Origin of the sequence: Actinomadura vinacea, assembly GCF_039532545.1 — a bacterium.
In the GTDB taxonomy this organism is placed as follows: domain Bacteria; phylum Actinomycetota; class Actinomycetes; order Streptosporangiales; family Streptosporangiaceae; genus Spirillospora; species Spirillospora vinacea.
This window is the reverse complement of the sequence record NZ_BAAARW010000012.1, coordinates 805,396-825,885: the sequence shown is the minus strand read 5'-3', so window position 1 is coordinate 825,885 and position 20,490 is coordinate 805,396. Positions and strand designations below refer to the sequence as shown.

The 20,490-nt window shown below is 70.7% G+C and carries 23 protein-coding genes; 11 read left to right on the top strand and 12 right to left on the bottom strand.

Translation table 11 applies throughout. The features are described from left to right. Window positions 1-78 precede the first annotated feature (78 nt). The gene (locus ABD340_RS19100) at window positions 79-531 is read left to right on the top strand and encodes a DUF2550 domain-containing protein (RefSeq protein WP_344590330.1); all 453 of its coding nucleotides are present in this window, start codon (window positions 79-81) and stop codon (window positions 529-531) included. A gap of 324 nt (window positions 532-855) precedes the next feature. Then, on the top strand, window positions 856-2,379 hold the full coding sequence (locus tag ABD340_RS19095) for a M28 family metallopeptidase (protein ID WP_344590329.1): 1,524 nt from the start codon (window positions 856-858) through the stop codon (window positions 2,377-2,379). A 49-nt stretch (window positions 2,380-2,428) separates the two neighbouring features. On the opposite strand, the gene ABD340_RS19090 is transcribed toward ABD340_RS19095, so the two are convergent. Together ABD340_RS19090 and ABD340_RS19085 are read right to left on the bottom strand one after the other, a co-directional pair. After that, window positions 2,429-3,274, bottom strand: coding sequence for a DUF4097 family beta strand repeat-containing protein (locus tag ABD340_RS19090; RefSeq protein ID WP_344590328.1), 846 nt, complete (start codon window positions 3,272-3,274; stop codon window positions 2,429-2,431). 109 nt (window positions 3,275-3,383) lie between these two features. Further along, window positions 3,384-4,001: a cob(I)yrinic acid a,c-diamide adenosyltransferase gene (locus ABD340_RS19085; protein ID WP_344590327.1), complete on the bottom strand. Its 618-nt coding sequence runs from the start codon at window positions 3,999-4,001 to the stop codon at window positions 3,384-3,386. A 53-nt stretch (window positions 4,002-4,054) separates the two neighbouring features. On the opposite strand from ABD340_RS19085, the gene ABD340_RS19080 reads away from it, so the two are divergent. Further along, complete coding sequence (locus ABD340_RS19080; protein WP_344590326.1) at window positions 4,055-5,653, top strand: GMC family oxidoreductase; 1,599 nt, start codon at window positions 4,055-4,057, stop codon at window positions 5,651-5,653. Window positions 5,654-5,741: 88 nt separating this feature from the next. Here the strand turns inward: ABD340_RS19080 and ABD340_RS19075 are convergent, their stop codons facing one another. Together ABD340_RS19075 and ABD340_RS19070 are read right to left on the bottom strand one after the other, a co-directional pair. Further along, window positions 5,742-6,122, bottom strand: coding sequence for a hypothetical protein (locus ABD340_RS19075; RefSeq protein WP_344590325.1), 381 nt, complete (start codon window positions 6,120-6,122; stop codon window positions 5,742-5,744). Window positions 6,123-6,131: 9 nt separating this feature from the next. Then, window positions 6,132-7,424, bottom strand: coding sequence for a helix-turn-helix domain-containing protein (locus tag ABD340_RS19070; RefSeq protein ID WP_344590324.1), 1,293 nt, complete (start codon window positions 7,422-7,424; stop codon window positions 6,132-6,134). A 279-nt stretch (window positions 7,425-7,703) separates the two neighbouring features. Between ABD340_RS19070 and ABD340_RS19065 the strand changes: the two genes are divergently transcribed. The 4 genes from ABD340_RS19065 to ABD340_RS47990 all read left to right on the top strand — a co-directional run bounded on the left by ABD340_RS19065 (window position 7,704) and on the right by ABD340_RS47990 (window position 9,724). Then, window positions 7,704-8,015, top strand: coding sequence for a hypothetical protein (locus ABD340_RS19065; RefSeq protein ID WP_344590323.1), 312 nt, complete (start codon window positions 7,704-7,706; stop codon window positions 8,013-8,015). Window positions 8,016-8,115: 100 nt separating this feature from the next. Continuing rightward, window positions 8,116-8,316, top strand: coding sequence for a hypothetical protein (locus ABD340_RS19060; RefSeq protein WP_344590322.1), 201 nt, complete (start codon window positions 8,116-8,118; stop codon window positions 8,314-8,316). A gap of 24 nt (window positions 8,317-8,340) precedes the next feature. After that, on the top strand, window positions 8,341-9,315 hold the full coding sequence (locus ABD340_RS19055; RefSeq protein WP_344590321.1) for an MvdC/MvdD family ATP grasp protein: 975 nt from the start codon (window positions 8,341-8,343) through the stop codon (window positions 9,313-9,315). Continuing rightward, window positions 9,287-9,724 (top strand): GNAT family N-acetyltransferase, encoded by a 438-nt coding sequence (locus ABD340_RS47990; protein WP_425547404.1) that lies wholly within the window; start codon window positions 9,287-9,289, stop codon window positions 9,722-9,724. Before ABD340_RS19055 ends, ABD340_RS47990 begins: the two co-directional genes overlap by 29 nt. Here the strand turns inward: ABD340_RS47990 and ABD340_RS19050 are convergent. The 7 genes from ABD340_RS19050 to nucS all read right to left on the bottom strand — a co-directional run bounded on the left by ABD340_RS19050 (window position 9,712) and on the right by nucS (window position 16,339). Then, window positions 9,712-11,214: an aldehyde dehydrogenase family protein gene (locus ABD340_RS19050; protein WP_344590320.1), complete on the bottom strand. Its 1,503-nt coding sequence runs from the start codon at window positions 11,212-11,214 to the stop codon at window positions 9,712-9,714. The two genes, ABD340_RS47990 and ABD340_RS19050, sit on opposite strands and share 13 nt — an antisense overlap. A gap of 138 nt (window positions 11,215-11,352) precedes the next feature. Beyond that, window positions 11,353-12,705, bottom strand: coding sequence for a carotenoid oxygenase family protein (locus ABD340_RS19045; protein ID WP_344590319.1), 1,353 nt, complete (start codon window positions 12,703-12,705; stop codon window positions 11,353-11,355). 275 nt (window positions 12,706-12,980) lie between these two features. Beyond that, window positions 12,981-13,448, bottom strand: a complete 468-nt coding sequence (locus ABD340_RS19040; protein ID WP_344590744.1) for a CYTH domain-containing protein — start codon at window positions 13,446-13,448, stop codon at window positions 12,981-12,983. 270 nt (window positions 13,449-13,718) lie between these two features. Beyond that, entirely contained in the window at window positions 13,719-14,534 is an 816-nt protein-coding gene (locus tag ABD340_RS19035) for a site-2 protease family protein (protein ID WP_344590318.1), read from the bottom strand. A gap of 80 nt (window positions 14,535-14,614) precedes the next feature. After that, window positions 14,615-15,199: a TetR/AcrR family transcriptional regulator gene (locus tag ABD340_RS19030; RefSeq protein ID WP_344590317.1), complete on the bottom strand. Its 585-nt coding sequence runs from the start codon at window positions 15,197-15,199 to the stop codon at window positions 14,615-14,617. 43 nt (window positions 15,200-15,242) lie between these two features. Next, the gene (locus ABD340_RS19025) at window positions 15,243-15,638 is read right to left on the bottom strand and encodes a DUF3224 domain-containing protein (protein WP_344590316.1); all 396 of its coding nucleotides are present in this window, start codon (window positions 15,636-15,638) and stop codon (window positions 15,243-15,245) included. A gap of 20 nt (window positions 15,639-15,658) precedes the next feature. Further along, window positions 15,659-16,339, bottom strand: coding sequence for an endonuclease NucS (nucS, locus tag ABD340_RS19020; protein WP_344590315.1), 681 nt, complete (start codon window positions 16,337-16,339; stop codon window positions 15,659-15,661). Between the two features lie 237 nt (window positions 16,340-16,576). On the opposite strand from nucS, the gene ABD340_RS19015 reads away from it, so the two are divergent. Further along, window positions 16,577-16,777 carry a hypothetical protein gene (locus ABD340_RS19015; protein WP_344590314.1) on the top strand — a complete coding sequence of 67 codons (201 nt, stop codon included), beginning with the start codon at window positions 16,577-16,579 and terminating at the stop codon, window positions 16,775-16,777. Window positions 16,778-16,880: 103 nt separating this feature from the next. After that, window positions 16,881-17,267, top strand: coding sequence for an SCO5389 family protein (locus ABD340_RS19010; RefSeq protein WP_344590313.1), 387 nt, complete (start codon window positions 16,881-16,883; stop codon window positions 17,265-17,267). 145 nt (window positions 17,268-17,412) lie between these two features. On the opposite strand, the gene ABD340_RS19005 is transcribed toward ABD340_RS19010, so the two are convergent. Beyond that, the gene (locus ABD340_RS19005) at window positions 17,413-18,417 is read right to left on the bottom strand and encodes an LLM class flavin-dependent oxidoreductase (protein WP_344590312.1); all 1,005 of its coding nucleotides are present in this window, start codon (window positions 18,415-18,417) and stop codon (window positions 17,413-17,415) included. Between the two features lie 57 nt (window positions 18,418-18,474). Here ABD340_RS19005 and ABD340_RS19000 point away from each other — a divergent pair, with 57 nt between their 5' ends. Then, the gene (locus ABD340_RS19000; RefSeq protein ID WP_344590311.1) at window positions 18,475-20,115 is read left to right on the top strand and encodes a 3-hydroxyacyl-CoA dehydrogenase family protein; all 1,641 of its coding nucleotides are present in this window, start codon (window positions 18,475-18,477) and stop codon (window positions 20,113-20,115) included. A gap of 43 nt (window positions 20,116-20,158) precedes the next feature. Further along, on the top strand, window positions 20,159-20,482 hold the full coding sequence (locus ABD340_RS18995; protein ID WP_344590310.1) for an ATP/GTP-binding protein: 324 nt from the start codon (window positions 20,159-20,161) through the stop codon (window positions 20,480-20,482). The last annotated feature ends 8 nt before the right edge of the window (window positions 20,483-20,490 follow it).

Sequence of the window (20,490 nt, the reverse complement as noted above, 5' to 3'; positions counted from 1 at the left end):
GGCTTCCGCAAAACTCGGCCGGCGGGCCCGGTACGGCCCGGACGACGCGGCTCTGTCAAGCAGGAACGGCGGGGGGACTTGGGCGAGCACCTGGCAAGGGACGCGGGCGCGGTCCTCGCCGCCGTCGTTGTGCTCGTCGCGCTGGCTTTCGCCCTGATGGCGCTGAGACGCTGGCTTTTCGTCCGCGGTGGCGGCGCGGTGGAGTGCAGCCTGCGCGTGATGCCCGCGGACGGCGGGCCCGGCCCTTGGCGGCTGGGCATCGGCCGTTACAAAGGGGACGTGCTGCACTGGCACCGTGCCTTCGGATTCCGCAGGAGGCCCCGGCAGGTGATTCACCGCCGGGGCCTTGTCGTGTCCAACCGGCGCCGTCCCGAGGGCGAGGAGGCGGAGGGGCTGCTGCCGGAGGTGTCGGTCATCGAGGTGCGGGACGGGGACCTGCGGGTGGAGCTGGCGATGAGCGCCGCCGCGCTGACGGGTTTCCTGGCGTGGCTGGAGGCGGCCCCGCCGGGCTTCCCCGTCGACCTGCACTGAATTCATGCAATCCCGGCCCAGGGTGCTCGCCTGGCGGCTCGCACCCTGACCGTGCTTGGTGCGAGCGCGACATCGCTTCGCGATCTGGCCGTTGAGGCTCGCCTTCGGCTTCGCCTCACCGGCCAGGTAGCGCGCTCGCGCGGTACCTGAGGTCACTTCGAGATAGGCCCGAGGTCTGTTCCGGGACGCGACGGCGGGTGCTATCGAATCGGCGTCATCGGCGGGTGGTATCGAATCGGCGTCGGGACGGTGGGGCCCTTGTGGCGTCCGGGAGAGGGCGGAATGATCGAGCGGATTCCGCTCTCCCTCACCTCAGGAGTGCATGTGCGAAGACTCTCCCTCGGTGCAACAGCGCTGTTCACCGGTTCCGTGGTGGCCGCCGCCCTGGTCGCGGTCCCGCAGGCGTCCGCCTCCGCCGCGCCCGACCTGGCCAGGCTGGTCCAGGTCAAGGACATCCGCCGGCATCTGGAGGCGTTCCAGGAGATCGCCGAGTACAACGGCGGGAACCGGGCCGCGGGCCGTCCGGGCTACGACGTCTCGGTGAAGTACGTGGTGAGCCAGCTGAAGAAGGCCGGTTTCACGCCGCAGGTGCAGAAGTTCGAGTTCGACTACTGGGAGGAGCGGTCCCCGGCCGTGTTCGCCCAGACGGCGCCCGAGCAGAAGACGTACCAGCCGGGCACCGACTTCCAGACGATGCAGTACTCGGGATCGGGCGACGTGACCGCGGCCGCCGCGGCCGTGGACGTTCCCGCGGCCGGCCAGGCCGGCACCGCGGGCTGCGAGGCGGCCGACTTCCAGGGCTTCGCCGCGGGCTCGGTCGCGGTGATCCAGCGCGGCGGGTGCAGCTTCGAGATCAAGGCCGCCAACGCGCAGGCAGCCGGCGCCGCCGGCGTGGTGATCTACAACCTGCCGACCGAGCAGGGCCCGGTCAACGGGACGCTGGGCCGGGCGTTCACGCTGCCGGTCGTGGAGACCCCGCACGCGCTGGGCGCCGAGCTGGCCAAGGCCGCGCAGGCCGGCGGGCTGAAGCTGCGGGTCAGGACCGACACCGCCACCGGGAAGCGGTCCTCGTCCAACGTGATCGCCGAGACCGCGCAGGGCCGCGCCGACAACGTGGTCGTGGTCGGCGCGCACCTCGACAGCGTGCCCGAGGGCCCCGGCATCAACGACAACGGCAGCGGCTCGGCCACCATCCTCGCCGTCGCGCAGCAGATCGCCAAGCTGGGCGAGAAGGGGCTGCGCAACAAGGTGCGGTTCGCCTGGTGGGGCGCCGAGGAGGACGGCCTGCTCGGCTCCACGCACTACGTCTCGTCGCTGAGCGAGGCCGACCGCGCCAAGATCGCCCTCAATCTCAACTTCGACATGCTGGGCTCGGTGAACGGGGTCCGCGGCGTCTACGACGGCGACGACTCCCTGGGGACCGGCACCAACCCGCCGCCCGGCTCGGGCGCCATCGAGAAGATCCTCAAGGACTACTACACGGGGCGCAAGCTGCCGACGCTGGAGAGCGAGTTCACCGGACGGTCCGACTACGGGCCCTTCATCGAGCAGGGCATCCCGGCCGGCGGGCTGTTCAGCGGCGCCGAGGTGATCAAGACGCCGGAGCAGGCCAAGCTGTTCGGCGGGGAGGCGGGCAAGCCGTACGACCCGTGTTACCACGCCGCGTGCGACTCGATCGCCAACATCGACTGGAAGCTGCTGGACACGCACGCCGACGGGGTCGCGTTCTCCGTCCAGCGGCTGGCCAAGAGCACGCTGCCGGTGAACGGGGAGACCCGCCGGTCGGCCGCCGCCAAGCGGTCGGCCGCGTCGCCCGCCGAATGGCGCGGCGGGCACCGGATCCGCTGACCGATGTGAAACGGCGCGCCGCCCGTCCCGTGGGCGGCGCGCCGTCGCGCTACGCGCCGGACGTGGGGGTGACGCTGATCGGGCCCGAGTCGTTGCTGATCGTGACGCGGTGCTTGGAACGGCTGTCCTGCCGCAGCCCGAAGATGTCCCGAGCGCCGGAGTCGGTCTTCAGGTCGAAGGCGTAGCCCTCGGCGACGTCGGGCAGCTCGACCTTGATCGCGCCGGAGTCGTTGGTTACGGCGACGCTGTCGGGTGCGGCGGTCAGGCGCAGCTTCACCGCGCCGGAGTTGCCCCGTGCCGTGATCTGCGACGTGTGCAGGCCGTCGGCGTCGATCGAGCCGGCGTCGGCGACGATCCGGGCCAGGTCGGCGCGCCCCGTGATCTTGATGCTGCCGGAATTGGCCGTGGCGGTGAGCGCGCCGGTGCGCACCCCTTCGGCGGTGATCGAGCCGGCGTCGGAGTTCAGGTTCATGCTCTTGCCGGTCAGGCCGCTGACCCGAAGGTCGCCGCTGTCGGTGTTCAGGTCGACCGCGGTCGCGCGGGGGACCTCGACGCGGTACCCGGCGCCGCACGCGTTGTGGCCGATGACGGTGCGGTTGCAGTTGCTCTTCAGGGTGAGCGTGCCGTCCTTGACGATCCGCTCGGTCCTGGGCTTGTTGCTGGAGTTCGACCAGCGCAGATACTCCACGATCTTGATGTCCGGGGAGTCGGTACCGACGACCTCCAGCTTGCCGCCGTCGCCGTTCACCTTGAACGTGGGGAAGGTGCCCTTGACGGTGTGCGTCCGCGTCTCGCGCTGCGTCTCGGTGTTGAACGACACGTTGCAGCCGGTCGTTCCCAGCGCCACGAGCGCCGCCGCCGCGATCCCCACCGCCACGCGCCTCTGCGTCTTCACGTTCACTCCTGGTTGGCCGGTTTCCCCGTTACGGGTACAAGCTTCACATCGGCGTACCAGGGCGGGCCAGGTGGAGAGCCAGCCTCCCGATGGTGGGGCTAGCCCCACCTCACCGCTCGCCGCCCGGCTTCCACAGGAGGTCGCCGTGCCCGGCGTTGGCGACCCGGCACAGGATGAAGAGCAGGTCGGAGAGCCGGTTGAGGTAGCGGGCGGTCAGCGGGTTGACGCCGCCCTCGCGGTCGCCGACGAGGGTGGCGCCGTGCCGTTCGATCGCCGCCCACGCGGACCGCTCCGCCCGCCGGGTCACCGTCCGGGCGACGTGCAGGAGGGCCGCGCCGGGCGTGCCGCCGGGGATGATGAAGCTGCGCAGGGCCGGCAGGTCGGCGTTGTGCTCGTCGCAGGCGGCCTCCAGGCGGTCGATGTAGGAGTCGTCCACGCGCAGCGCCGGGACGCCGGTGTCGGGCACGACGGGGCGGGCGAGGTCGGCGCCGACGTCGAACATGTCGTTCTGGACGCGGGTCAGCAGGGTGACGAGCGGCTCGGGCAGGGAGCCCAGGGCGATCGCCGCGCCGATCGCCGCGTTGGCCTCCTCGGTGTCGGCGTAGGCGGCCAGGCGGAGATCGGACTTGGACGTGCGGGACATGTCGCCGAGATGGGTGCTCCCGTCGTCGCCGGCACGGGTGTAGATCTGCGACAGCACGACCGGGGTCTCCCTGTTCTTCGCCATGCCCGTCACCCTATGTCGTGCGGCCGCCGCCGCCATCGGTAGGGTTTCCCGACATGACCGATGATCCCGGCTATGACCACATCATCGTGGGCGCCGGCAGCGCGGGCTGCGTGCTGGCCGCCCGGCTCACCGAGGATCCCGGCTCCCGCGTCCTGCTGCTGGAGGCGGGCCCGCCCGACGACGCCCCGGAGATCCACATCCCGGCCGCGCTCACGTCGCTGATCAAGGGGCCGTACGACTGGGACTACACGACCGTCCCGCAGGAGCACGCCGCGGGGCGGGGCGTCTACTGGCCGCGCGGACGCACGCTGGGCGGCTGCTCGTCCACCAACGCGATGATCTACATTCGCGGGCACCGGCACGACTACGACACCTGGCGCGACTCCCACGGCTGCGCCGGCTGGGGGCACGCCGACCTGCTGCCGTACTTCCTGAAGGCCGAGGACCAGCAGCGCGGCGCGTCCGAACACCACGGCGCCGGCGGCCCGCTGCGCGTGGAGGACCTGCGGTACAAGCACCCGCTCACCCGCGCCTGGGTGCAGGCGGCCAAGCGGTACGGGCTGGCGGCCAACAGCGACTTCAACGGCCCCGAACAGGACGGCGTCGGCTTCTACCAGGTCACGCACAAGAGCGGGAAGCGCTGGTCGACCGCCGCCGGCTACCTGCGGCCCGCGCTCGCCCGTCCCAACCTCACGGTCGTCACCGACGCGCTCGTCACCCGCGTCCTCATCGAGAACGGCCGGGCGACCGGCGTCCGGTACGAACGGCGCGGCACCCGGCACGAGGCCCGCGCGCACGGCGAGGTGATCCTGTCCGGCGGCGCGGTCAACAGCCCGCAGCTGCTCATGCTGTCGGGCATCGGCCCCGCGGACCAGCTCCGCGCCCACGGCATCGACGTCCTCGTCGACGCGCCCGTCGGGCAGGGCCTCCAGGACCACCCGTTCGTGAACGTGATGTTCGCGACGCCGAGCGTCAAGGGCCTCTGGGAAATGGCCAACGTCCGCTCCTACGCGCTCTACCAGACCCTGGCGCGCGGCCCGCTCGCGTCGAACGTGGCCGAGGCGGGCGGCTTCGCCCGCACCGCCGAGGGCCTGCCCGCCCCCGACCTGCAGTACCACGTGCTGCCGGCCCCGTTCATCGACCAGGGCCTGGTGGAGCCGTCCCAGCGGCTGCTGTCGGTCATGGTCACCGCCATCGCGGTCGCGAGCCGGGGCAGCCTCGCGCTCCGCTCGGCCAGCCCGTACGCCAAGCCGCTCATCGACCCCGCGTACCTGGCCGACAAGGCGGACGTGGACATCCTGGTCGCGGGCGTCCGCCAGGCCCGCCAGATCGCCGCCACCGCCCCCCTGGCCGACGTCGTCGGCGGCGAATGGGCGCCCGGCGAGCAGATCGACGGCGACGAGGCCCTGGCCGGCTTCGTCCGGCACGCCTGCGCGACCCTGTTCCACCCCACGAGCACCTGCGCCATGGGCGCCTCGGAGGACACCGTCTGCGACCCCGACCTGCGCGTCCGAGGCGTCGAGGGCCTCCGCGTGGTGGACGCCTCCGTGATGCCGTCCGTCCCACGCGGCAACACCAACGCCCCGACCATAGCCATAGCCGAACGCGCCGCCGACCTGATCCGCGCCCGCACCCCCTTGACCACCGCCTGAGGTCGGTGGCCCACGGCCATCGACCGGCCCCTTCCGTGTGGCAGCACCGGGGAGCAGCAGCCCTCACCCGCCCACAGGTAGGGCGAGGTCAGGCACGGTGTTCGATCTGCTCAAAGATGTCGGCGTCGGTCTGCTGCTGCCACTCGGGAAGAGCATCCCAGTCGGCGACATAAGACGGCTTGGGATCCTGGATGTGTTTGAAGATCTGCGCGATCCAGCACAGGGCGACGAACCGGCCCTTCTGCTCGCGCGTCAGCTTGGCGGTGGCGCCTTCTGAGAGCGAGACGAAATCGGCCACCTGCCGATAGACGGCGCTTGCCGCCTGCCGTTCCCAGCCGGGCGTGTCCTCCCACGGGGCCACGTAGCCCGGCTTGGGCTCTCCCGGGTAGTACTTGCGGACTCCGGAGATCCACGCTTCGCGGAAGACACGGCCTTGCTCGTCCTGCAAGGTCTCCGGTCGGGGCTGCATGATGACTCCTCACAATTGGGTAATGCGCTCGCTGAGCTGCGACGCTCGCGGATCGGACATCAATGGGGCGAGTTCGCCACGCAAACCTTGAAGTTTGCGGCCGACATAACCCGACGATCGGGTCTGCTCGGCCAGGTCGATGGCCTGCCCGCCGTAGTCGAAGACCTGATCCAGGTCACGAGCCTGGAGGCCCAGCGTGGCCAGATCCGCGAGGATGCTGCCCCGGCGGCGTAGCGATGTGGCCTTGCCAAGGGCATTGGTCAGCGCTTGGGTCGCCAGATCCGTCCGGCTGAGCGCTGCGTAACACGCGCCGCGTTCCTCGTCGAGCCGTCCCCCGTCGAACCGGAGCCACCCGCCCGGCATGTCGGATCCACTGAGCGCTTGGACCTGCTCAGCGAAGTCGAGCGCGCGGCGGCAGGCGTCGAAGTCTCCGATACCGGCGTACGTCTGCGCCTGAACAGCGGCAACCCAATGCCGGGTTGACAACTGGCTATCGCCACGCCGCGCGAGGCGAGCGGCCCCTTCCAGGACGGGCGTCACGTCGCTGAATTGGCGTTCGTAAATGCCGAGGTAGGCGTGCCGGGTGAGAGCGCAGGCCCAAAGGTCGAACGCGCCCGCTTCCTTCCCGGCATCGGCGGCGAGTTTGTAGCAGTGCGCGGCGTCGGTGTACCGGTCGGCGTCGAAGAAGATCTCTCCAGCGAGTTGGAGCAGGTCACCGGTCAAGACACAGAGCCGTTTGTGAGCCGACGAGGAGTGCGCCTGGTGCAGGCTGCCGGTTACCAGGTCGAGCTGCTGACGTATGACGGGATAGACGGTGCGCTTTGACTCGGAGAGCGCGAACACCTGCCACAGGTGAGAGTTCAGCAGCTCGTACTGGTAGAGCTGCTCGGAGTCATCGGCACGTGCGTCATCGGCGAGGTTGGGGACGGTGACCAGCGTTCCCGCGATGCTCAGCAGGCGGAGCAGCTTCCGGCGGTTCATGTCCTCCAGTTCATCAAAGGTCCCGCCGGGCGCGACCACCGCGTGGCCAATAACGCGGCCCTGCAGGGTTTCGACGGAGCCGGACGCCAGCTCTGTCTGCCCGGCGCCCGGTTCGGGCATCAGCAACTCGTCCAGCTTGTCGGAGGTTACCTGGAGCAGACCGCACAGCTTGGCCCAGTGGTAGGGCTGTGGGTCGCACTGTCCGCGTTCCCACCGCGCGATGGTGGACCGGTCGGCCTCCAGCATGGCGGCAAGGGACTCTTGACTGAATCCCAACGTCCGACGGCGCTCTGCCAGACGGGGCCGCCGTCCTGCCGTCATCGAAGCCCTCCCGAGATGAAGCCGTTTCCACTCTGCGTCACCTTGTCCAAGGTCAGCGTAAGACGCGAATCGGCGATGCAGTGCGGATGCACCAGAGATGCACCAGGCATGCCTCAGCGGTGCGCCGCCACTGCCCTGGGCTGGACCCGGCCCGCGGGCTTTCCTGGAAGGGAAACAAAACAGCAGCCAAGGAGCCCAATGGCCAACCATCGCCGGGGCCGGCATCGTCTTCGCGCCCCTCTTGTGCCGTTTGACCAGTCCGACGGGGATCAGTCGACCATGTCGATTTCGGACGGGCAGGGGGAGGCTGTCCAGCACCTGGAGAACCTCCGGCTTGCGCTGAACACCACCGATCCGGCCCTGTTCGTGCGACTCGTCCGCGCCCAAGGTGAACCGCCTTACCTGCACGTCAACAACCCAGCGGGAGCAGACCGGTTCGCCGAGGACATCGGCGTACGACCGGCACAGGTCCCCGAAGACCCCCACCGCTATGTGTGGTCGTGGGGCGAGGAGATCACCTCCGTGACGACTCCAGAGATCGCGGCCCAACGCGTCCGGAACGTGCTGGCCGTGCACCAGCAGCAAATGTGACACCAGCGGAGTGGGCGACCCATCCACCCAGCCGCAGCGATCACCCCGAACGGACCGCGCGAGGTGCGCGGTCGGTATCACCGAGGAAAGGAGATCCCCGATGGTCCCGTACGGCTTGAGACATCAGGTGCACCTTGACGGCGCGTACACGGCCTCGATTCCCGGAATCGTGTACGACCCGCATCGTCAGCTCTCGACCGTGGGCGGTAGGCCACTGGTCGAGCAGCCCGCCCTGATGCGCCAGTACACCGTCACCTGGGGCACGACCCACAACGACAACAAGACCGACGACGGAGGCTGACCGGTGAATGGCGCGGTGCTGGTCATGACCGACGCGACCGACTACACCGCAGATCTGATCGTCGCTGATCTGCAAACCCGAGGTGTGCGGGTGGCCCGGCTGGACCCCGGCGCGGGACCGGTTCGGATAGAGGCGACATTGGCGCGCGGACGCTGGCGGGATGCGATCGGCGACGAGCACCGTGCCATCGACCTGGGCGAGGTGGTGTCGGTGCTGTGGCGCTGGCCCACCGCGCCCGCCGGTCACCCTGCGATCGCTGATACCGCGCAGCGGTCCTGGGCGGCCCGAGAGGACATGGCGGCGGTGTTCGGAGTGCTGAAGTCGCTTCCGGTCCGCTGGATCAACCACCCCGATCTTGCGGCGGCGGCCAACTCCAAACCGGGCCAACTCGTCACAGCGACAGAATGCGGATTGACAGTGCCGGACACGATCGTCACAACCTCCGGGGAAGCGGTCCGCCGATGGGCGCGAGGCAGGGAAGTGCTGTTCAAGGCGTTCTACGCCCAAGGGGCCGACGAGGACGCGATGGTAGTCGCTACTCGGGCCGATCCCGACACCGTCCCGGACGGACTGGGCGCGGCCTGCTTGTTCCAGGAGGTCATCCCCGGCGCGCCTGTACGGTTGACCATGATCGGCGCACAAGCGTTCGCCGTGGTCATCACGGGCACCGGCGACCTTGACTGGCGACCGGTACAACACCGACTGACCTTTACTCCGACCGGTGTGCCTCCCGAGGTGATGGTGGGAGTCCGGGACTTCATGCACCGTTACCGGCTGGAGTACGGCGCGTTCGACTTCATCGCCACGGCCGACGACGCTTGGACGTTCCTTGAAATCAACCCGACCGGCATGTACGGCTTCGTCGAGATCCAGTCGGGCTTGTCGATCACGGAGGCGATCGCCGACCGCTTGTGCGATCCGGTGCGTTCGGCTATACGGCCCGGCGTTGAAACGCGAGTATCTCGGCCGGGTGTCGATACGTCATTACCCTGCCACTGAGGCTCTCGGCGAGCCCGGTAGCCAACTGTGGATCACGGTGCGCCCGTCACGGCGCGGGCAAGGTATCGGGCGGCGGTTGCTCGCGGAAGCGTGCAAGTTCGCGCGGGCGCAAGGAATCACCACGGCTGTGGTGGAGCTCGCCGAGGGCAACGAGGCGGGACGGCACCTGATCGCTCCGCCCAGGCGGACCCGATCGAACATCGAGCGGCGGAACGGGCAGGGCGCCGCCGTTACCTACTACCGACCGCCTGAAGGCGCAGCGAACCCGAGACAGGGCTCTGCATGGAGCGCTGGCCAGAGAAGTCGCCTGGGACATCTCTGGCGCTGGTGGACGCCGGTGGCCGCTTGGTCGAATCCGGTTGCTCGTATCCGGCCGGGCGGCTTCCAGATCTCCGGTCAGCGCTTGTAGCGTTTGGCGTGCAGGACGTTGATCAGCTGCAAAAGGCGGGCCATGTCCTTCTCCGTCCGGTCGAAGGAGGTCAGGTTCATCGGGAGGTTGAACCGGGTCCGGGTGATGGCCTTGGGACGGGCGAACTCGCGCAGCCCGTCCGCGCCGTGGATGCGGCCGAAGCCGGACTCGCCGACGCCGCCGAACGGCAGCGCCGCGACCATGGCGAACGAGGCGAAGGCGTTGATGGAGGTCATGCCGGAGCGCATCCGGCGGGCGGCGTCCATGGCACGGCGCTTGTTCCCGGAGAAGATGGTGCCGGCCAGCCCGTAGTCGGTGCGGTTGGCCTTCTCCAGGGCCTCCTCCAGGTCCGCCACCTTGTGGACGGTGACCGTCGGGCCGAAGGTCTCCTCGCGGACGGCGGCGGAGTCGTCCGGCACGTCGGTCAGGACCACCGGTTCCACGTACGGCTCGCGGACCGACTCGGCACCGCCCACGACGGCCCGGCCGCCCTTGTCGAGGGCGTCCTTGATGTGCCGTTCGATGATGTCGAGCTGGGCGGGCATGGTGATCGGCCCGTAGGCCGCCTCGCGGTCGAAGCCGGGACGCAGGTCGCGGGCCTTCCTGGTGAGGGCGTCGAGGAAGGCGTCGTAGGCCCGGTCCACGACGTAGATCCGCTCGATGCCGATGCAGGTCTGCCCGGCGTTGGCCATCGCGCCCCACAGCGCGGCGTCCGCGGCGGCGTCCAGGTCGGCGTCGGCGTCGACGATGCAGGCGTCCTTGCCGCCGCACTCGGCCACGATCGGGGTGAGGTTCGCGGCGCAGGCGGCCATGACCTTCTTGGCCGTCCGCGCCGACCCGGTGAAGGCGATCTTGCCGATGCCGGGGGAGGAGGCCAGCGCGGCGCCGGTGTCGCCGAGGCCGGTGACGGTCTGCAGGACGGGCTGCTCCGGGACGACCCCGGCGACCAGTTCGGCCAGGAAGACCCCGACGCCCGGGGTGAACTCCGAGGGCTTGAACACCACCGCGTTGCCGGCGGCGAGCGCGTAGGCGATCGAGCCCATCGGGGTGAAGATCGGGTAGTTCCACGGGCCGATCACGCCGACCACGCCGAGCGGCTGGTACTCCAGCACGGCCTTCTGGTTGAGCGAGGCGACCCCGGGGAAGACGGTGCGCGGGCCGAGCACCTTGCGGGCGTTGCGGGCGGCCCAGTCCAGATGCACGATCGCCATGATCGTCTCAAGCTGGGCGTCCTGCACCGGCTTGCCGGTCTCCTGGTGGATGAGCTCGGCCATGCGGTTGAGGTTGCGGGCCAGCGCGCCCTTGATGTTGAGCAGCCGGACCCGGCGTTCCTTCCAGCCCAGCGCGCGCCACCACCGGGCGGCGGCCCGGGCGCGTTCGACCGTGTCGGCCACCGCGGCGGGATCGTGGACCGGATGCTCGGCGACGACCTCTCCGGTGGCCGGGTTCAGCGACGCGAAGGTGGCGGGGCGCTCCGTGGCCACGGACATGGGGACCTCCCGGGATGGGCTGGGCGAGCGCTCGGTAAGCGGTTGCTTGCACAGCCTACCGGCTAGTATCACAACCCTATTGGGGACAGGTGGGCCGAGCACGCGCCGCCCAGAGCCAGGCAAGGGGGCTCCCCGACGTCAAGCGTCCGGGATCCAGCTCCCGTGGAAGCCGGCCGGGACCCGGCGCGGCAGCCGCACCGCCGCGGTGCGGGACAGGTCCGAGGCGTCCAGTACCAGCAGCTCCGAGCCCCGGCCCGCGGCGTCGGTCACGACCGACATCAGCCAGCCCTCGTCCTCGCCGCGCGCGTCCGCCGCCGGGACGAACACCGCCTCGCCCGGGATCAGCCCCTGCCCCGGCGAGTGCGTCGCCGACGAGCCGGTGCGCAGATCGTGCTTGATGATCGAGTCGCCGGTCACCGTGTACAGGTAGCGGTGCGACAGGCCCGTGCGGCCGTCGTTGTGCGTCGGGAACTCGGTGCCCCGATCGTCCAGCGCCTCCCCCAGGACCTTGCCGCCGGACGGGTCGATCGTCCAGCGGTGCAGCCGCGCCATGCCCTGGACCGCGGCGGCGTTCACCGCCTCGGCCGCCGGCAGCCCGCCGATCGTCGCCCACACCTTGGCGAAGTCGGCCGGGGCGTACCGCACGCAGTCGAGCACCACGCGGCCGGCCGCGTCCTCGTGCGCGTTGCCGACGTGGAAGACGTAGCAGGGGTCGATGTCGAACCAGCGGACCTCGCCCGCCCGGTCCGGATCGCGCGGCATCACGCCGAGCCGGGCGCCGTACCCGTCGTCCCAGCGGTACGGCATGACGCCCTGTACTGCGAGGTCGGCATCGAACACCAGCGGCAGGTCCAGCCACACCACGTGGTTCTCGGTGACGGCGAAGTCGTGCATCATCGTCCCGCCCGGGACGTCCACCTCCCGGCTCTCCACCAGCTCGCCGTCCGCCGACAGCCGGTGGTAGGTGAGGTAGGGCGGGAAGAAGCCGTACCCGAAGAACAGCAGTTCGCCGGTGCGCGGGTCCTGCTTGGGGTGCGCGGTCATCCCGCTGGTCAGCCGCCCCCCGAAGTCGCACGGCCCGACCGTGCCGAGCTCGGGCGTCAGCTCGTACGGGAAGCCCACCTCGACCAGCGCGTAGATCTTGTCGTTGAACGGGATGACGTGCGTGTTCGCGGTGACGGCGGCCCGGTCGAGGCCGAGGTCGGGGCCGACCAGATCGGCGCCGCCGGTGAAGTGCGTCGTGCGGACCCAGCGGTTGCGATACCACTCGGCGCGGCCGTCGCGGAGTCGAAGGCCGTGCACCATACCGTGCCCGGAGAACCAGTGCCCGGTCTCCTCGCCGGGGGCGGGGTTGGGGCCGTTCCGGAAGTAGCGTCCCGACAGCTCGGCCGGGAGGGTGCCGTCGACCTCCAGGTCCACAGCGTCGATCTCGTCGGGAACGGGGGCCATGTGGCCGTCCATCCAGAGGGGCCGGCCGGTCTGCGAGCTCATCAGCGTTCTCCTCAATATGTCAGTATTGACAGGTCGAAACTAAAGTTTCTTAGACTGACATGTCAATACTGAAAGGTGGGAATGGAGTCGAAGCGGTGGTCGCGTCAGGGACGGACGATCAGTCGTTCCAGAACTGGAAGGCCGTCCGGCAGCGCGCGAAGGCCGGCACCGCGGTGTCGATGTACACCACGATCACGTTCTACTCAAAAGATCGGAGAGTGACCGCAGGCCGGTAGCGGGGTGTACGGTCACCGACCGGCGGGGCTTCCGCACGTTCACGCGCGAGCGCGGAGCACGGCGTCGGTGTACTGCTCCGTTGTCAGGTCGGCATCCGTGATGCCCGACTCGGACAGCACACCGCGGACCGCAACGAGCGCCTCGCTCAGCTCCTCCTCGAGGGCGAGTGTTTCCAACTCGATGAACGTCCCGTCGAGTTCGGGCACGGTGACCACCGTGGCGAGCATGTCCCGGCCGTGGGCGTTGAACCGGTAGTTCGCGCAGTTCTTCGTCAGCCGGACGTACTCCACGGCGCCCAAGACGCGCAGCACGGTGTCAACCACGGCAGGGTCGGCGACCTTGGTCTCGTGCTCGGGCTTGGAGCCGGACTCCTCGTCAACAGCTGGTTCCTTGTAGGTCAGGATCGTCTGACGCGTGCCGCTCCGGTCTACCACACGCACGCGCAGCTCCCGGCCCTCGGCGGTCAGGGATTCGTCTGCCCGGTCGTAGTAGGTTTCCCGGTAGATGCTGCCCGCGTTCCGCCGGCCGAGCGGGAGCAGCGCGCCGTCGCGTCGATGGGCCGGGCTTGGCTGAAGATCCGCACGAAGGACGGATCTCGGCTATTGGAGGCGTTGCGTCCGCTGAGCAGCGCCGAGGGCTGGGTCCTGCACGCCGGGGAAGCGCGCGGCCGGCCTTGGGTGTCGCTCACCTTCCCCAGGCGGGACATCGGTGAAGCGGCCCGGTGCGCCCTAAGGGGATCAACATGGCGCAAAGCGTCAGGTCGGGGCGATTTGAGCTCAGTCGTTCCAGAACTGGAACAGGGCGTGGCCGGTGCCGATCGGGGACACGTTCAGCGACAGCCGGAACGGAAACTCCTCCAGCCCGATGAAGCCCGCGATCCCGTAGGTGACGTCGAAGAACGCCTGGTTCACCGGCGGGACCAGCCACAGCGCGGCCAGCAGCGCCAGGAAGGCATAGCCCGCGTACTCGTTGGCCTTCAGTACCCACTTCCGCGGCAGGTACGGCTCCAGGATCCCGAAACCGTCCAGGCCCGGAATCGGAAGCAGATTGAGGAAAGCGGCTGTGACCTGCAGGAACGCCAGGAATGCCAGTCCGGCCCAGAACACCCCGTGCTCGGCGTCGGCGAAGTTCTTGAAGATCACCGCCAGCATGATCGCGAACACCGCGTTGCTCAGCGGCCCCGCCGCAGACACCAGGCTGTGCCGGATCCGCCCCGAGATCGCGCCACGGTCGATCCACACCGCGCCGCCCGGCAGCCCGATCCCGCCCAGCAGGATGAAGAGCAACGGAAACCCGAAACTCAGCATCGGGTCGGCGTACCGCGCGGGGTTCAATGTCAGGTAGCCCCGCGTCGCGACGCCGCGGTCGCCCGAACGGAACGCCAGATACGCGTGGCCGAACTCGTGCAGGCACAGCGACAGCACCCACGCCGCCACCACGAAGCCGAACACCGCGACCCGGGCCGGGGTGGTCGTCATCGCCCCGTACCGCCAGGCGACCAGGCCGCACAGCACGGTGATCGCCACGATCGCCAGGAACACCGGGCTCGGCTGAACCGAGGACCGGTCCCGTTCGTGGTGCACCGTCTCCATTCCGGCCCCTCTTCCCGCCTGGTCCGCTTCCCTCATCGATCTTTGAAGCTACCTGCTCCGCCGACCGTCCGGGCCCATGGTCATGGACCCGTGATCACCGGCACCACGTAAGTGCGCAGGAACCGGCGCAACGCCGCCGGCTCCCGGTCCCGGTCCAGCACGATCAGCGAGGTGATGATCCGGAACAGGAACTCCACCGTCCCCTCCACCTCGATGTCGGCCCGCAGCAGCCGGCGCCGCTGCGCCGCCTCGAAATGCGGGCGCACCTGGTCGCAGCACACCGCCAGCACGTGCTCGGCCGACCGCGCCACCGCCGCCTGCATGTGCCCGGCCGACTCCGGCACCAGGAACGCCGCGGTCGCCGGGCGCTCCCGCACGTAGGCGATCGCGTCCATGGTGCCCTCCACTACGGCCTCCGCCACCGAACGCCCGGTCCGCAGCCGCTCGGCGAGCCGGTCGAGGAAGCGCCCGAGATCGCGCAGCACCACCGCCAGGATCAGCTCGTCCCGGCCCCCGGTGACGCTGCGGTAGACGGTCGCCCGCGACAGCTTCGCCGCGGCCGCGATGTCCTCGACCGTCGTCTTGGCCACGCCGAACCGGGCGAAGCACTCCTCGGCCGCGTCGATGATGCGCTCACGCGTGGTGTCGGTGCTCGCCGGGGGCATGCCCGCAGATTATCGGCACCGGCGGGCCCGGGCCCGGTGGGCATCAGCCGAGGAGGTAGTCCAGCGTCCACGAGTGGCCGCCGTCGGGCGCCACGATGATCTGCCCCTGACCGCGGATCCCGGTCAGCTCGCCGGTGCCCGACGTCGGCACGATCAGCCAGCGGAGCCACTGCGACTCGTCGCTGCCCGCGCTGTGCTGCAGGACGAACGTGCCCTCCCGCCCGTGCAGGATTCCCCGGACGGTCTCCACCCCGACATAGGCGACCGGCCCCGCCGCCGTCTCGACCGTGATCAGCTCCGCCGTGCTGGAGCCGACCAGATCACCGTGGAAGGTCTTGCCGACCCGGACGCGGGTGAGCCTGACGCCGTCCTCGTCCTGGTACGGCTCCTGCGCGTCCCAGGAGTCGATGTCGAAGGTCCCGGCGGCCTGATTCGTCATGCCCGCCATGATGCCGCAGGTCAGAACAGGGTGCCCTCGTGCTCGATCCCGCGCAGCGCGTCGTAGTCGAGCGTCACGCAGCCGATGCCGCGGTCGGTGGCCAGCACCCGCGCCTGCGGACGGATCTCCTGCGCCGCGAAGATCCCCCGCACCGGTGCCAGATGCGGGTCCCGGTTGAGCAGCTCCAGGTAGCGGGTCAGCTGCTCCACCCCGTCGATCTCGCCGCGCCGTTTGATCTCGACCGCGACCGTGGCCTGGTCGGAGTCCCGGCACAGGATGTCCACCGGGCCGATCGCGGTCGGGTACTCGCGGCGGACCAGCGTCCAGCCCTCGCCCAGCGTGGTGATGTGCTCGGCGAGCAGCTCCTGCAGATGCGCCTCCACACCGTCCTTGACCAGGCCGGGATCCAGGCCGAGCTCGTGGCTGGAGTCGTGCACGATCTCGTTGATGGTGAGGATCAGCCGCTCCCCGGACTTGCCGTGCGTGACCGTCCAGCGGGCGATGGCGCCGTTCTCCTCGTACGGCTCCTCGCGCAGCGAGCACGGCGGGTTCATCCAGTTCAGCGGCTTGTAGGCGCGGTCGTCGGCATGGACGCTCACGCTGCCGTCGGCCTTGATGAGGACGAGCCTGAGGGCCATCGGCAGGTGGGCGGTGAGCTTGCCGGCGTAGTCCACGCTGCAGCGGGCGATTACGAGACGCACGAGGCTCAACCTTAGTGAGCCCTGGGACTGGTCGTGCGCGGCTTGGGTCACTCCGCAATGTCCTGAGGCCGCACCAGTCGATCCGGACACGCCTAAGCCGGTTAAAGCGGGGCGTAGGCCGCCTAAGGCGCTCGAACCCGCGCAGATAAGGCTAAGTCCCAATGTGGTGGCACCCGCCTTAGGACGAACCTTGAGGATGTCGGGCCGGACACGCGGCCCGTCAGCCAAGGAGGGGCGATGTTCCACAACGACATCATGTACACGGTGATGCAGGAGCGTGCCCGTGACCTGCGGGCCAAGGCGAAGACCGCCCGCGACATCAGCGCGTACCGCAAGAGCCGGAAGTTCGGCGCGGACGAGGCCGTGGAGCAGCCCGAGCCCGCCCCCGCCCGGCGGGGCACCCGGACGCGCGGCGCCGCGCCGGCCGCCGGGCGCTGACCCGTTACCTGAACCGAGAGCCTGTCAAGACCTGGAATTCTCACGGAGGCGTGGTTAGCGTCACGGGAGGTGGGTGCTCATCACGTTCGGTGAAAGGAATCCCATGTCCCTTGACGTCACCCCCGAACTCCTCGAGACGGCGCAGCGCGGTGAGGTAGGCGACGCCGCATTCGTCGAATGCATCCGGACCTCCCTTCCCTACGCCTGGGAGATGGTCAGCGGTCTGGTGGCCAGGCTCCAGGTGGACGGCGGCGAGTTCGCCGACAACCTGACGCCGCCGCCGGACGAGCAGGCCCGCGGCCAGCTGCTGCGGCTGCTGGCCAGCGACGCCATGCGCGGCACGCTGGAACGGTACTTCGGAGTGAAGCTGGCGTTCCAGAACTGTCACCGCGTCGCGGTCTTCCCGGTCGGCGACTCGGAGGCGTACCGCACGTTCGTGACCGCGCGCGAGCAGATCCTCAACCAGTCCCCGGAGCTCCGCGACTGCTGACCCGGCCGTCGCGCAGACCCTTCGCAAGGGCCGCCACCGGGCCGGACTCGCCTCCGGCCCGGTGGCGGCCCGTCCAGGGCCGAGTCCACCTCGGCCTTCCCCTCGTGGGCGGCCACGATCGCCAGGCCGGTCGGATCCGCTTCGCTCACGCGGGACGGTCGTCCTCGACGGCGGTCCGGACGCGGGGGAGGACCTCCTCGCCGAGGCGCGTGATGTTCTGGAGTGTGGCCTCGTCCGAACCGGCCCCCTCCACCAGCAGGATGAGGTGCCGGATGCCGGTACGGCGCACGGTGCGGATCATCGACTCGGCGCATTCCTCGGGCGACCCGACCGGGTGCAGGTCGCAGAGGTGCCGGGTGTATTCCAGCGGGTCGCGTCGCGCCCGGGGACGGTCGTCCACCGGCACGTAGCCGTCCAGTCCGGGGCCGAGCCAGCGCGGCATGTCGCGGAGCAGCAGCGACACGGCCTCGTCCCGGCTGCCGGCCACCTGGGCGAGATGCGTCGAGACGTGCGGCAGCCCGGGGGCGCCGTGCCGGGCGACGGCGGCGGCCTTCTCCTCGTCGCCGACGTGCATGCCCAGGAGCATCGGCAGCCCGCGTTCGGCGGCCAGCTTCCCGGTCTCGGGGGACGTGCACGCCACGGCGACCGGCGGGGGAGCCGCCGCCCGGGGCACCACGGGCACCTCGCGGAAGCGGAAGTGCTCGCCCGTCCAGGCCAGGCGTTCGGGGCCGCCGAGCCAGGCGAGCAGCAGGTCCAGCGACTCGGCGAAGCCGTCCTCGTAGCGGGCGAGGCCGGTGCCGAAGACCTCCAGGTCGCGCCACGGTCCGCCGCGTCCCACGCCGAGCCGGAACCGCCCGCCGGAGACGAGCGCGAGCAGCGCCGCCTGCTCGGCGAGCGCCACCGGATGCTGGCTGGACAGCACGCTCACGGCCGTGCCGACGTGGATCCGCCGGGTCAGGCCGAGCAGATGACCGGCGAGCGCGGTCGCGGACGGCACGACGCCGTACGACATGAAGTGGTGCTCGGCCAGCCACACGTCGTCGAACCCGGCGCGTTCGGCGGTCCGGGCCGCCTCGACGGTGCGGGCGAGGGCGGCGGCGTCGTCCTGGCCTGGGAAGCGGGCGGCGAGAAGGAAGATTCCAAGGCGCACGCCCCGGGTCGTACCCGGTCTCGGGGGGCGTGCGGCGGCTCTGCGAGACTGCCGTGCATGACTGAGGCTTCGTTCGGCAGGGTCGGGGTAGTCGGGCTTGGGACGATGGGCGCGGGCATCGCCGAGGTGCTCGCGCGCGGCGGCCTGGCGGTCGTCGGGATCGAGATCGACGCGGCGGCGCTGGAACGCGGCCGCGGCCATCTGGAGAGCTCGACGGGACGTGCGGTCAAGCGCGGCAAGCTCACCGAGGAGGCGCGGGCCGAGATCCTCGGCAGGGTCGTCCTCTCCACCGACTTCGCCGATCTGGGCGACTGCGACCTGGTCGTCGAGGCCGTCCCGGAACGGCTCGACCTCAAGCGCAAGGTGTTCGCCGAGCTCGACCGGGTGTGCCGGGACGACGCGGTGCTGGCGACCAACACCTCCTCGCTGTCGGTCACCGAGATCGCGGGCACCACCGGGCGGCCCACCAAGGTCGTGGGCGTGCACTTCTTCAACCCGGCGCCGGTGATGCGGCTGGTCGAGGTGATCGGCACGGTGCTGACCGAGCCCGCGGCGGTGCGGCGGGTCGCCGAACTGGTGCGGGGGCTCGGCAAGACCCCGGTGACGATCGGCGACCGGGCCGGGTTCGTGGCGAACCGGTTGCTGTTCGGCTACCTGAACCAGGCGGCGGCGATGCTGGAGTCCGGGCATGCCACGCGGGACGACATCGACACGGCGATGACGGCCGGCGCGGGGCTGCCGATGGGGCCGTTCACGCTGATGGACCTGATCGGGCTGGACACCTGCCTGGGCGTCCTGGAGGCGGTGTACGCCGAGTCGCGGGACCGCCGGCACGCGCCCTCGCCGGTGCTGTCGGAGCTGGTCAGGGCCGGTCTGCTGGGACGCAAGACCGGCCGCGGGTTCTACTCCTACGGCGCGGAGGCGGGCGCGGACGCCGAGCCCGCCGGGACGTCCGCGGAGCCGCCCGCGGTCGGGATCGTCGCCGCGGGCGGCTCCGCGGCCGCGCTCGTGTCCGCCGTCGCCGAGCGTGCCGCCGGCGGCCGGGTCCGGCTGGTCGCGGCCGACGACGCCCGCGCCGAGGTCGAGAAGGCGCTGGACGGGACCGCGCTCGCCGCAGTGGGCGCCGGCGACCTGGCCGGCTGCGACCTGATCATCATCGAGGCCGGTGCCGACGCCGCGCTGGCGGAGGCGGTCGCGGCCGCGGCGGGGGCGGACGCGGTCCTCGCCGTCACCGGCTCGGTCGCGCCGATCCTGCCGCGGGCGATCGCGACCGGCCGGCCCGCCGCCGTGGTCGGCCTGCACCTGCCCGAGGCCGGGAGCGGCCTGGCCGAGATCGCGACCACCGCGGCCTGCGGCGACGGGGTCGCCGACCGGGCCGTCGCGCTGGTCGCCGCGCTCGGCCTGCTGCCGGTGCGGTGCCGCGGCCGGGCCGGGTTCATCGTGGACGCGCTGCGCTTCCCGTACCTGAACGACGCCGCCGCGATGCTGGAGGCCGGGTACGCCGACGCGGACTCCATCGACGCCGCGATGACGCTGGGCTGCGGCTACCGGTCCGGGCCCGTCGCCGACCTGGACCGGCTCGGCCTGGACCGCGCCGTGACGGTGCTGCGGGCCCTGCACGCCGAACGGCACGAGCCCGCGCTGGCGCCCGTCCCGCTGCTGGAGGAGCACGCCGCCGCCGGGCGCCCGCTCCGCTGAGGCCTGGCCGATCCCGGACGTTCGGCCTCATATCCTGGTTGCCATGAGCCCGCGCAAGAACCGCCGTCCCGCACCGGACCCCCGCCCGTCCGGTGGTGCCGGTTCCGCGCTCTGGGCTCAGCGGACGGAGCAGGCGGCGGACGGGGACTGGAACGTCCGGACGGTCGCCGGCGCGAACGCCACCAAGCCGTACCGCTGCCCCGGCTGCGACCAGGAGATCCCGGCGGGCGTCGGGCATGTGGTCGCCTGGCCCGCCGACGGGCGGGGCGACGCCGACGACCGGCGGCACTGGCATCGTCCCTGCTGGCAGGCGCGCGACCGGCGGGCGCCGCGCACCCTGCGGTCCCGCGACGCGCCCCGCCGCTGACGGCACGA